General features: G+C 67.9%; 12 protein-coding genes and 1 pseudogene. 7 read left to right on the top strand and 6 right to left on the bottom strand.

Annotated elements, in window-relative coordinates:
* The first annotated feature begins 8 nt into the window (after positions 1-8).
* A complete protein-coding gene (locus T8K17_RS04455; protein WP_322333302.1) occupies positions 9-734 on the top strand; it encodes a transporter substrate-binding domain-containing protein in 726 nt (241 codons plus the stop codon).
* A 10-nt stretch (positions 735-744) separates the two neighbouring features.
* Here the strand turns inward: T8K17_RS04455 and T8K17_RS04450 are convergent, their stop codons facing one another.
* The 5 genes and pseudogenes from T8K17_RS04450 to T8K17_RS04430 form a co-directional block, all read right to left on the bottom strand.
* Positions 745-1,563 carry an isocitrate lyase/phosphoenolpyruvate mutase family protein gene (locus T8K17_RS04450; protein WP_322333301.1) on the bottom strand — a complete coding sequence of 273 codons (819 nt, stop codon included), beginning with the start codon at positions 1,561-1,563 and terminating at the stop codon, positions 745-747.
* Between the two features lie 107 nt (positions 1,564-1,670).
* Positions 1,671-2,459: pseudogene (locus T8K17_RS04445) on the bottom strand (isocitrate lyase/PEP mutase family protein); the annotation flags it as partial.
* A 110-nt stretch (positions 2,460-2,569) separates the two neighbouring features.
* Complete coding sequence (locus T8K17_RS04440) at positions 2,570-2,854, bottom strand: putative quinol monooxygenase (protein WP_322333300.1); 285 nt, start codon at positions 2,852-2,854, stop codon at positions 2,570-2,572.
* Complete coding sequence (locus T8K17_RS04435) at positions 2,836-3,675, bottom strand: class I SAM-dependent methyltransferase (RefSeq protein ID WP_322333299.1); 840 nt, start codon at positions 3,673-3,675, stop codon at positions 2,836-2,838. The genes T8K17_RS04440 and T8K17_RS04435 overlap by 19 nt, the downstream gene beginning before the upstream one ends.
* Before the next feature lie 206 nt (positions 3,676-3,881).
* Positions 3,882-4,412, bottom strand: a complete 531-nt coding sequence (locus T8K17_RS04430; RefSeq protein WP_322333298.1) for a pentapeptide repeat-containing protein — start codon at positions 4,410-4,412, stop codon at positions 3,882-3,884.
* A gap of 972 nt (positions 4,413-5,384) precedes the next feature.
* Here T8K17_RS04430 and sdhC point away from each other — a divergent pair.
* From sdhC to T8K17_RS04410, 4 genes are read left to right on the top strand one after another with little or no spacing between them, the layout of a single operon-like run.
* Positions 5,385-5,768 carry a succinate dehydrogenase, cytochrome b556 subunit gene (gene sdhC / locus T8K17_RS04425; RefSeq protein ID WP_322333297.1) on the top strand — a complete coding sequence of 128 codons (384 nt, stop codon included), beginning with the start codon at positions 5,385-5,387 and terminating at the stop codon, positions 5,766-5,768.
* Positions 5,769-5,797: 29 nt separating this feature from the next.
* Complete coding sequence (sdhD, locus tag T8K17_RS04420; protein WP_322333296.1) at positions 5,798-6,187, top strand: succinate dehydrogenase, hydrophobic membrane anchor protein; 390 nt, start codon at positions 5,798-5,800, stop codon at positions 6,185-6,187.
* A gap of 4 nt (positions 6,188-6,191) precedes the next feature.
* Positions 6,192-7,982 carry a succinate dehydrogenase flavoprotein subunit gene (gene sdhA / locus T8K17_RS04415; RefSeq protein WP_322333295.1) on the top strand — a complete coding sequence of 597 codons (1,791 nt, stop codon included), beginning with the start codon at positions 6,192-6,194 and terminating at the stop codon, positions 7,980-7,982.
* A 47-nt stretch (positions 7,983-8,029) separates the two neighbouring features.
* A complete protein-coding gene (locus T8K17_RS04410; protein WP_322333294.1) occupies positions 8,030-8,809 on the top strand; it encodes a succinate dehydrogenase iron-sulfur subunit in 780 nt (259 codons plus the stop codon).
* Between the two features lie 231 nt (positions 8,810-9,040).
* Here the strand turns inward: T8K17_RS04410 and T8K17_RS04405 are convergent, their stop codons facing one another.
* A complete protein-coding gene (locus T8K17_RS04405) occupies positions 9,041-10,135 on the bottom strand; it encodes a mandelate racemase/muconate lactonizing enzyme family protein (RefSeq protein ID WP_322333293.1) in 1,095 nt (364 codons plus the stop codon).
* 235 nt (positions 10,136-10,370) lie between these two features.
* Here T8K17_RS04405 and gloB point away from each other — a divergent pair, with 235 nt between their 5' ends.
* Together gloB and T8K17_RS04395 are read left to right on the top strand one after the other, a co-directional pair.
* Entirely contained in the window at positions 10,371-11,141 is a 771-nt protein-coding gene (gene gloB / locus T8K17_RS04400) for a hydroxyacylglutathione hydrolase (RefSeq protein WP_322333292.1), read from the top strand.
* A 68-nt stretch (positions 11,142-11,209) separates the two neighbouring features.
* On the top strand, positions 11,210-11,821 hold the full coding sequence (locus T8K17_RS04395) for a glutathione S-transferase (RefSeq protein ID WP_322333291.1): 612 nt from the start codon (positions 11,210-11,212) through the stop codon (positions 11,819-11,821).
* The last annotated feature ends 1 nt before the right edge of the window (position 11,822 follow it).

Genomic DNA, 11,822 nt, shown 5'->3' with positions numbered 1-11,822 from the left:
GCCCCGCCATGGCCGCCTCGATCGATACCGACCTGACCCGCCCGGGCGTGCTGCGCGCCGGCATCAATCTCGGCAACATCCTTCTCGTGACCGGCAAGGCGGCCAACGGCGTCCCGGAAGGCGTGGCGCCGAGCCTGGCCGGGCTGATCGCCGCCCATCTGGGCCTGGATGTCGAGCTGGTGCCGTTCGCGTCGCCGGGCGAGGTGGCGGACGCCCTGGCCGACGACGCCTGGGACATCGCGCTCATCGCCGAGGAGCCGGAGCGGGCCAAGACCATCGCCTTCGTCGACGCCTATGTGGAGATCGAGGCGACCTACATGGTGCCGGCGGACTCGCCGCTGACGGCCCTGGCCGATGTGGATGCGCCGGGGGTGCGGATCGCGGTGTCCGACCGGTCGGCCTACGACCTCTACCTGTCGCGCACCCTCAAGCACGCCGAGCTGGTGCGGGCCAAGGGGCTGCAGGGCGCGCTGGATCTCTACGTGAACGAGACGCTCGATGCCCTGGCCGGCCTGCGCCCGGCGCTGAAGGAGAACGCGGCCGATCTCGGCGGCCAGCGCATCCTCGACGGCCGCTACACCGCCGTGCGCCAGGCCGTCGGCACCAAGCCGGAGAACCGAGCCCTGCAGGCGGCCATCGCGGCGTATCTGGCGACCGCGAAGGCCGACGGCACCATCGCCGGCCTTCTGCAGCAGTTCGGGGTTCAGGAGAAGCTGAGCGTCGCCACCGACTGACGGCGCGGCGTCAGCCGAACCGCTCCACGATCTTGCCGGATCCGAGCGCCCGGATCGCGAAGTCGAAGGTGCCGCTGTCTTTGATCTCTTCGGCGGCCGCGATCAGGGCGGTGTAGGCGGCGCGGGCGAGGGCGGGGCCGGTGCTGATCCGTCGCACGCCGGCGGCGGCAAGCTCGTCCACCGAGAAGGTGCGCCCGGGAATGCCTATCATCACGCTGACCGGCTTGGTCACCTCGGCGCAGACCGTGCGGATGGAGTCGAGATCCGGGAGGCCCGGGGCGAACAGCACCTCGGCGCCGGCCTTCTCGTAAGCCTGGAGCCGGCGGATCGTGTCGTCCAGGTCGGCCCGCCCGTGCAGGAAATTCTCCGCCCGCGCGGTCAGCACGAAGCCGCCGGCGACGGTGCCGGCCATCTCGGCCGCCGCCGCGATCCGCTCGACCGCCTGCTCGAAATCGTAGATCGGCGCGTCCGCCTTGCCGGTGGAATCCTCGATCGAGCCGCCGGCGAGGCCGGTTCCGGCGAAGCTGTGGATCGTCTCGGCCACGCCTTCCGGGCTGTCGGCGAAGCCGTTCTCCAGGTCGGCGGAGACCGGAAGGTCGGTGGCCCCGACGATCTGGCGGCAATGGGCGAGCACCTGGTCGGGCGCCACCTTGCCGTCGCCGAGGCCATGGGCGAAGGCCATACCGGCGCTGGAGGTGGCGAGCGCCTTGTATCCCAGGGAGGCCAGGATGCGGGCGGACCCGATGTCCCACGGATTGGTGATGACGAAGGCGTCGGGCCCGTCGTGCAGGCGTCGGAAGGCGTCGGCGGATGAGGCGGCGGTCGACATGGCGGGGACCTCGTTGCGGTCGCGGGATGCAGCGTGCAGGTGGGGGCGCGGCGCCCGGGACGTAGGGACCAAGCGGGCGACCGACCTATGGGACAAGCGGTAAAGGTTTACGGCGCGCGGGCGGCGAAATGCCCTTCGATCTCGGCGAAGCCCATGGCCTTGTGGGCGAAGCCGAAGCTGCCGTCGCCTGCCATCTCGCGGGCGGCCTCGATGAACGCCCCGTAGGCGCGCCGGGCCAGGGCCGAGCCGACGCTGATCCGTCGTACCCCGGCCGCCGCCAGCGCGTCGGCGTCGAAGGTCGCGCCCGGCATGCCCATGACCACGTTGACCGGCTTGGTGACGGCGGAGCAGACGGTCCTGATGGTCTCAAGATCGTGGAGCCCGGGCGCGTAGAGCACGTCGGCCCCGGCGGCCTCGAAGGCCTGGAGCCGCCGGATCGTATCGTCCAGGTCGTCGCGGCCCCACAGCAGGTTCTCGCATCGGGCGGTCAGCACGAAATCGCCCGGTACCGCACGGGCGGCTTCCGCCGCCGCCGCGATCCAGTCGACCGCCAGGTCGAGCTCGTAGATCGGCCGGTCCGGATCGCCGGTATGGTCCTCGATCGATCCGCCGGCGAGGCCGGTGGCGGCGGCCGCGCGGATCGTCTCGGCCACGCTGTCGGGACTGTCCCCGAACCCCTTCTCCAGATCGGCAGAGACCGGAAGCGGGGTGGCGGCGACCAGGCTGCGGCAATGGTCCAGAACCTGGTCCGGGGTGGCCTGACCTTCCCGGATGCCCAGGGCGAAGGCCATGCCGGCGCTGGTGGTGGCCAGCGCCTTGAACCCCAGGGATGCGAGGATGCGGGCGGTGCCGATGTCCCAGGGGTTGGGAATGATGAAGGCTCCGGGCCCGTCGTGAAGGGCCCGGAACGTGGATGCTGCCTAGGTCACGGGTCGGTCCTTCGCGCGGTCTCGAACGGCGCGACCCTAGACCCAGGACGAGAACAAAGCAAGAACTTTTGCGCGGCCTACGCGATCTGGTCGCCGGTCGCCAGCACCCGGTTCTTCACCAGCGGGGCGGAGAAGTCGCGGAAATCGGCCATGAAATCGGCGTTCTTGTGCTCGTCGAACGCGGCCGCGTCCTTGTAGACCTCCCACAGGTGGAAGGAACCCGGCGCGTCGTGGTCGGCGCTGACCGAGAAGCCCAGGCAGCCGGACTGGGTGAGGCTGTTCTTGGCGTGCTGCTTCAGGCGGTCGGCGAAGGCGTCGGCGTCCTTGGCATCGACGACGAGGTTCACGGCGACAACGTACATGCGGGATCTCCTCCGGGAGTTTGATTGGTTTTGGGTAGACGGTCACGCAGGATAGCCCGACCGGCGGCGTCCAGATACAGGCTGCGCGGCGCCGGCGCGGGGGTCGGTCGGGGGGCGGTGATCAGGTCCCGGGCCCGGGCCAGCACCCGCTTGCGGTCCTGGCGCACGGCATAGACCTGTTTCTGCGCCTCGATCATGACGACCCCGGCGAAGGTCTTGAACCACCGGTCGCCGATCCGCTCGATGGCGGGCGCGGACCGGATCAGCAGCCCGCTGACATAGGGCGGGGTGAAGACCGAGTTGACGGTGCGGGTCGGGGTGAAGCGGTTGTCGCGCAGCAGCCGCGAGAGCTGGCCGACCGTATAGGGCTGGCCGTGGCCGAACGGGGTGTGGTCGAAGCGCGCCCACAGCCCCCGGCGGTTCGGCACGATGAACAGGATCCGCCCGTTGGCCGCCAGCACCCGCCACAGCTCGGCCATCATGGCCGCGCGCTGCTCGGTGCCTTCCAGGGCATGGACCACGACGATCCTGTCGATCGAGGCGTCCTCCAGCGGCAGCTCGCCCTCGTCCACCAGGGCCGAGAGGTTGGGGCCTTCGGGCGGCCAGTGCAGCACCCCCTGCTGGGCCGGCATGAACGCCAGCACCCGCTCGGCCTCGCCGCGGAACGGGCGCAGATAGGGGGTGGCGAAACCGAGGCCGAGCAGCGACTGGCCGCGAAGATCCGGCCACAGATCGCGCACCTGACGGCGGATCATCCGCCGCGCCAGATGGCCGAGCGGCGCGTCGTAGAAATCCCGCAGATCGATGGCGTCGTTGAACATGCCGGGAGCCTAGTGCATTTCCGGGGGGATTGCCTTTGCCCATTACTTACCCCGTCATCCCGGGGTTGGCCGGACCTGATCCGGCCATCGCCCGGGACCCTGGACAGCGGGCCGGACTGGGTCCCGGCCGACACCCGGATCAATCCCGGATTAAATCCGGGACGGGCGTCGCCGGGATGACGATGGAGAATTTAAGGGCCGGTGCCTTAGCGGCAGAACGTGATCGACCCCTCGGCGCAGATGCGGTCGCCGTCGATCCAGGTGGCTCCCGAAAGATCGGCCCGGTAGAAATCCACGTCGCGCAGCCGCGCGCCGGTCAGGTCGGCGCCGCGCAGGTTGGCGGAGACCATGCGGGCATCGGCCAGATCCGCCCCGGCGAAGGAGGCGCCCTGGAGATCCGCCTGGCTGAAATCGGCGAATTTGAGCAGCGCCCCCTCGAAACTCGTCCCCTGCAGATTGGCGCCGAGGAACCGGGCGCGCCCGCCCTGGATGCCGTTGAAGATCGAACCGGCGAGCTTGGCGCGGTTGAAGCTGGCATCGTCCAGCCGGCCGCCGCTGAGGTCGATGCGTTCCAGGTCCACCCGGTCGAAGTTGCAGCGCCGCCAGTCGGCGCCGGGCATCGGCGGATCGCTGCAGGCTGCCTCGGCGATGGTGGTCCCGAACACCAGGCTTCCCAGGAGCACGGCGCCGATCAGGCGCGGAAGAGTCGGCAGGCGGGCAGATATTGGACGCGGCATGCAAGCCTCTGTTCGATGGGCGACGGGGTGGCCTGTCGCGGCGCCCGTCAGACTCTGAACGTCGGTAGCGTCGACGGGCGGGAGACTATCACGGGGATCGGATCGGCAAAGAGGTTTGCCCGGACACGCCGCCGTCGCAGGCCGGTCCGGCCGCACACAGCGCTCGAACGTGTAAGTCGCGCGGGGGCGGAGGGCGTCGGCTGTGCCTTGAGCGATTGTCTTGGCACGGACTCCGCCGGCACGGTGCCGACACTCCCTCCCGCCACCGGTCCGGTCCGTTGGGACGGTCGCTGCGGCCGGCGCGCATCCGATCCTCCCCTTGGCTCGGAGAGACCGGCGTCGCGGGGCGGAGATCCCCGCGGCGGCACCTCCCGAAGGGGGCCGCACGCACCGCACGGAAGCGTCAACGGCGGTCTGCACGCCCCCCAGGAGGGATCCTCCATGAGACAATGCCGACCCGGACCGGGCCCGTCCGCTGGCCCTCGGACAAATCCGACAAGGTCGGATCGACCGAAGGGGAAGCATCGAGGCCCCGCGCGATGAAAGAAGCGTGACATCGGTGCTGTGGTATGACAAGAAAAAAATCAGAGAATCGCCGCCCTAGTCTGGACGACAGAAGCCGAATACTTATCAACATTTAATTCCATTATTATCCACCGACTTATCCACACAGTTTCTTGTCGATGAGTGCACGGTAAGGGTGTGAAATCAACGGCTTCGGCCGGGAGCTCCGGGCGGCTCGGCCGGTTGTGGAAAACGGAAGGCTGTTTTAAAGAGAACGAGACTTTTGTGCGCTGCGACCCTACGCCGGGTTTGAGGCCGCACGCCTATGGTCTATAAGACGTGTCGAAAATGTCGGGGGGCGCGCGGATCCGGACCGGGGGACGCGCCGCCATTCGGGCGAACCGGCGCCGCTTCGCGGCGGTGCCTGCCAGGGGGCCTGCGAAACGGGCCCGCCAGTATGAGGGAAGTATGAGCGCTCACAATCGGCCGCTGTCACCGCACCTTCAGGTCTACAAGCCCCAGCTGACCAGCATCATGTCCATCGCCCATCGCGCGACCGGGATCGCGCTGGCGGTGGGGACCCTGCTGCTGGTGTGGTGGCTGCTTGCCGCCGCGGCGGGACCGGACGCCTTCGCCACGGCGCATGGATTCCTGGGCTCGTGGTTCGGGATGCTGATCCTGTTCGGGTTCACCTATGCGCTGATGTATCACCTGTGCAACGGCATCCGGCACCTGTTCTGGGATGCCGGTTACGGTTTCGAGCTGGAAACGGCGTATAAGTCGGGCTGGATCGCGGTGGGCGCCTCGGTGGCGCTGACCGTTCTCGCCTGGATCATCGTCGCCGCCAGCTGACGAGGGGAACGCAAATGTCTGAGAATTCGATGCGCAGCACATCGATGCGGAGCACCCTGGGGCGGGTCCGTCATCTGGGCTCGGCCAAGGAGGGCGCGCACCACTGGTGGATGCAGCGCCTGACCGCCCTCGCCCTGGTGCCGCTGGTGCTCTGGTTCGTGGTGTCGGTGGCCGGCCTGTCCAGCCTGGACTATCCCGCCGCCCTGGTCTGGATCGGCTCGCCGTCGGTGGCCGTCACCCTGGTTCTTCTGATCGGTGCGACGTTCTACCACGCCCAGTTGGGTCTCCAGGTCGTCATCGAGGACTACATCCACAACGAAGGTCTGAAGCTCGCGACGCTGGTCCTGGTGAAGTTCGCCGTGATCATCCTCGCCGTCGCCTCGATCTTCGCCGTGTTGAAAATCGCCTTCGGAGGCTGAGATCATGAACGCCTATCCCATCATCGATCATGAATACGACGTGGTTGTCGTCGGTGCCGGCGGGGCCGGTCTGCGCGCCACCCTCGGCATGTCTCTGGAAGGCCTGAAGACCGCCTGCATCACCAAGGTGTTCCCGACCCGCAGCCACACCGTGGCGGCCCAGGGCGGCATCGGTGCGGCGCTCGACAACATGGGCGAAGGGGACAACTGGAAGTTCCACATGTACGACACGGTCAAGGGCTCCGACTGGCTCGGCGACCAGGACGCGATCGAGTACATGTGCCGAAACGCCATCCCGGCGGTGATCGAGCTTGAGCATTTCGGCGTGCCGTTCTCGCGCACCGACGAAGGCAAGATCTACCAGCGCCCGTTCGGCGGCCACACGCTGAACCACGGCAAGTCGATGGCCAAGCGCGCCTGCGCCGCCGCCGACCGGACCGGCCACGCGATCCTGCACACGCTGTATCAGCAGTCGCTGCGCAACAACGCCGAGTTCTTCATCGAGTACTTCGCCCTCGACCTCATCATGAGCGAGGAAGGCGAGTGCGTCGGTGTCATGGCGCTCTGCCTCGAGGACGGCACCATCCACCGGTTCCGTGCCCACCAGACCGTGCTGGCGACCGGCGGCTACGGCCGCGCCTACTTCTCCTGCACCTCGGCCCATACCTGCACGGGCGACGGCAACGCCATGGTGCTGCGCGCCGGCCTGCCGCTGCAGGACATGGAGTTCGTGCAGTTCCACCCGACCGGCATCTACGGCGCGGGCTGCCTGATCACCGAGGGCGCACGCGGCGAGGGCGGGTACCTCACGAACTCCGAGGGCGAGCGCTTCATGGAGCGCTATGCCCCGACCGCCAAGGACCTGGCCTCGCGCGACGTGGTCAGCCGGGCGATGACCATCGAGATCAACGAAGGCCGCGGCGTGGGTCCGAACAGCGACCACATCATGCTGCACCTGGAGCACCTGGACCCGGACGTCCTGCACCAGCGCCTGCCGGGCATCTCGGAGACCGCCAAGGTCTTCGCCGGCTCCGACGTGACCAAGGAGCCGATCCCGGTGCTGCCGACCGTGCACTACAACATGGGCGGCATCCCGACGAACTATCACGGCGAGGTCATCTCCCCGACCGCCGACAATCCGGACCGGGTCGTCCCGGGCCTGATGGCGATCGGCGAGGCGGCCTGCGTGTCGGTGCACGGCGCCAACCGCCTGGGCACCAACTCGCTGCTCGACATCGTGGTGTTCGGCCGTGCCGCCGCCCACCGCGCCGCCGAGACGGTGAAGCCGGGCGAGGGCCACAAGCCGATCACCAAGGACGCGTCGGACAAGGCGATCGCCCGTCTCGACCGCATCCGCAACGCCAAGGGCGACCTGCGCTCCGGCGAGGTGCGGCTCGACATGCAGCGCGCCATGCAGACCCATGCGGCGGTGTTCCGCACCACCGAGCTCATGGAGAACGGCCTGAAGAAGATCCACGAGGTGGCCAAGTCGATGCCGAATGTCGGCGTCAACGACAAGTCGCTGATCTGGAACACCGATCTGGTCGAGACCATGGAGCTCGACAACCTGATGGGTCAGGCGATCGTCACCCTGAATTCGGCGTCGCTGCGCCAGGAGAGCCGGGGCGCCCACGCCCATGAGGACTTCCCGGACCGCGACGACGACAACTGGATGAAGCACACGGTCATGTGGCTGAACGACAAGAACGAGACCCGGGTCTCGTATCGCGACGTCCACATGAACACGCTTTCGAACGAGGTCGAGGTGATCCCGCCGGTGGCGCGCGTCTACTGAGCCGCGCCCGCCGCACCGGATAGCCAGATAGCGAAGGAAAAACACCGATGGCCGAGTTCACTCTGCCCGCGAATTCCAAGGTCAAGATCGGCGACACGTACAAGGCGCCGGAGGGGGCCAAGCGGGTCAAGAAGTTCAAGATCTACCGTTACGATCCGGACAAGGGCGCCAATCCGCGCCTGGATACCTACGAGATCGACATGGACGATTGCGCGCCGATGGTTCTCGACGCGCTGATCAAGATCAAGAACGAGATCGACACCACCCTGACCTTCCGCCGGTCCTGCCGCGAGGGCATCTGCGGCTCGTGCTCGATGAACATCGACGGCACGAACACGCTGGCCTGCCTGAAGCCGATCGAGGATGTGAAGGGCGACGTCCACATCTACCCGCTGCCGCACATGCCGGTGATCAAGGACCTGGTCCCGGATCTCTCGGTGCCCTACGCGCAGCTCGCCTCGGTGGAGCCCTGGCTGCAGGCCGACACCCCGCCCTCGCCGACCGAGGAGCGCCGGCAGTCGCCGGAGGAGCGCGAGAAGCTCGACGGGTTGTGGGAATGCGTCCTGTGCTTCTGCTGCACGACGTCCTGCCCGAGCTACTGGTGGAACGGCGACCGCTATCTGGGTCCGGCCGTGCTGCTGCAGGCCTATCGCTGGATCGCCGACAGCCGCGACGAGCGCACCGGCGATCGTCTGGACGCGCTGGAGGATCCGTTCCGCCTGTACCGCTGCCACACGATCATGAACTGCACCAAGACCTGCCCGAAGGGCCTGAACCCGGCGAAGGCGATCGCCGAGATCAAGAAGCTCATGGTGCTGCGCCAGTAGTCTGGGCGGGCCCGACGCGGCCCGACCCCGGCGGCTGAAACAAAGAACCCGGCGCTCCCAAAGGCGCCGGGTTTTTCTTCTCTACCTCTCCCCCTCTTCACACTCCCCGGATTTATTCCGGGGTGACATATGGAGCCGCGCCTAGCTCCAGTGGCTCGCGCGAACCCCGGCCTCACCCCGGAATAAATCCGGGGGAGTGTAAAGAGAAGGGAGTTTAGAGAATGGTGCCCGTTACCGCACCCCATACTCCTTGATCACATCCGCATCCGGTTCCGGGCCCAGCCCCGGCATGTCGGGGACCGCGAAGAACCCGTCCACCGGATCCAGCCAGCGCTGGTACAGCATCGCCTCCGGGCGGATGTAGAACCGCTCGATCAGCCCCGGATTGGCCAGCCCCGCCGCCAGGTGCAGGGTCGCCAGGAAGCCCGGGCCGAAATACGGCGAGTGCGGCATGATCTGCACGCCGGCCGCCTCGCAGATCGCCGCGGTCTTGCGGAACTCGGTGATGCCGCCGACCTTGGTCACGCTCGGCTGCGCATAGTCCACCGCGCCCGCCTGCACCGCCTGGCCGAACATCATCGCCGTGCACCAGTTCTCCCCGGCGGCGATCGGCACGCCGGTCTCCCGGCGCAGATGGGCGAGGCTGGCGAAATCCTCCGGCGGGAAGATCGGCTCCTCCAGCCAGTGCAGGTCGAACTCGTCCAGCTCCACCGCCATGCGCCGCGCCTGATCCGGCGTCCAGGGGCAGTTGGTGTCGACCATGATCGGGATGTCGTCGCCGGCCGCCTCGCGCGCCGCGCCGACCTCCTCGGCGGCGATCTCGTGCAGCTTGATGTACTTGTAGCCCTCCTCCAGGGATTGTTTCACATCCTTAACGACCGCCTCCCGGTCGCGCAGGATGAACAGGGAGGAGTAGGCCGGGAGCTGGATGGACGGCGAGCCGCCGAAGAGCTGGCACAGCGGCATGCCGGCCGCCTTGGCGGCGATGTCCCACAGGGCGAGGTCCAGGCCGGAGATGGCGAAGATCGTGATCCCGTGGCGGCCGAACAGGTGCATCTTCTGCTGCAGCCGGTGGTTCAGCCCGGCGATGTCGCGCGCGTCCTCGCCGATCACGGCCGGCGCGATCATGTGCTCCACCGCCGCCGTCACCGCGTCCAGGCAGTGATAGGCGAAGGCGTCGCCCCAGCCCACCAGACCGGTATCGGTCGTCACCTTGACCAGGCAGGTGTCGAGCATCGCCCATTTGCCCGTCGCGAAGGCCTTGGTCTCGCCGCTATGGCTGAACGGGATGCGGAGGGGAATGGCCTCGACGGCGGCGATCTTCATGGACGGTCTCCCTGGCGGTATCGGTGGTTTTCTTATCCGCCATCTTAGGCTGCGCGGGGCGCGTTCTGTCGAGCCCGGATCGGGCGGCGGTTCCCGGTGACGCCCCGATTGACCGATTGGCCGGCCGCCGGTCCCGGTGCTAGGGTTCGGCCGACTTTCCTATCGACACCGGGGCGATCCACCCCATCTCAGCGTGCAGCACCGAACCGTCACAAGAACGCGAGGAAACCCGCCGATGCCTGCTCTCGAAATCGTTCTCGTCCCGGCCCTGTCGGACAATTACGTCTATCTGCTGCACGACGCGGCCTCCGGTGCGACCGCCGTGGTCGATCCCGGCGAGGCGGCTCCGGTGGAGGCGGCCCTGTCCGAGCGTGGCTGGAAACTGACCCATATCCTCAACACCCACCACCACGCCGACCATATCGACGGCAACGAGGCGCTGAAGGCGAAGTACGGCGCCACCCTGGTCGGCCCGAAGGCCGAGGCGGCCCGCATCCCCGACATGGACGTGACCGTGGCCGAGGGCGACACCTACGACTTCGCCGGCCATACCGCCCAGGTGTTCGACACGCCGGGCCACACCACGGGCCACATCTCCCTCTACTTCGCCGACAGCGACGCCCTGTTCCCGGGCGACACCCTGTTCTCGCTCGGCTGCGGGCGGATGTTCGAAGGCACGCCGGCCCAGTTCTGGGACTCCCTGTCCAAGCTGCGGAAGCTCCCCGACACGACCTACATCTACTGCGGCCACGAATACACCGCCTCCAATGCCAAGTTCGCCCTGTCGATCGACGGCGGCAACGACGCCCTGAAGGCACGGGCGAAGGAGATCGAGGAGCTGCGGGCCAATGGCGAGCCGACGATCCCGTCGCTGCTTGGCCAGGAGAAGGCGATCAACCCGTTCCTGCGCGCCGACGATCCGGAGATCGCCGCCGCGGTCGGCAAGCCGGGCGCCGATCCGGTCGAGGTCTTCGCCGCCGTGCGCAAGGGCAAGGATAATTTCTGACCGACCGACGTCCCAACCAAGACCCCCTGGCCACGTCGACCCGGGGCATTTCCTGCGAGGAAACCTAGATGAAGCTGTACCAGTCGCCCGCCTCTCCCTATGTCCGCAAGGTCGTGGTCGTCGCCCATGAGATCGGCCTGATCGACCAGATCGAGCTTGCGGCGGTCAAGACGGCGCCCGGCGCACCCGATGCCGATGTGGCCAAGGCCAACCCGGTGAAGAAGATCCCGGCCCTGGTGACCGACGACGGCCTGTCCCTGTTCGACTCGCCGGTGATCTGCGAATACCTGGACAGCCAGCACGAGGGCCCGAAGGTGTTCCCGGAGCCGGGCAACGCCCGCTGGCACGCCCTGCGCGTCCAGGCGGCCGCCGACGGCCTGCTCGATGCCGCCCTGCTGATCATCTACGAGGGCCGGATCCGTCCCGAGGAGCTGCACTTCAAGCCCTGGACCGACGCCCAGATGAGCAAGGTCGACGGCGCCCTGGCCGCGCTGAACACTTGGTCGGAGGATTTCGGCGACCGGGTCGATATCGGCACCATCAGCGCCGGCTGCGCGCTCGGCTATCTCGACTTCCGCTTCCCGGACAAGGACTGGCGCGGCGAGAACCGGGCGCTGGCCACCTGGTACGAGCGGTTCTCCGCCCGGCCGTCCATGCAGGCGACCAAGCCGGTCGGCTGAG

It is taken from the genome of Thalassobaculum sp. OXR-137 (assembly GCF_034377285.1).
In the GTDB taxonomy this organism is placed as follows: Bacteria; Pseudomonadota; Alphaproteobacteria; order Thalassobaculales; family Thalassobaculaceae; genus Thalassobaculum.
The sequence above is the reverse complement of the archived record's forward strand: the minus strand, read 5'-3'. Positions and strand labels throughout refer to the sequence as shown.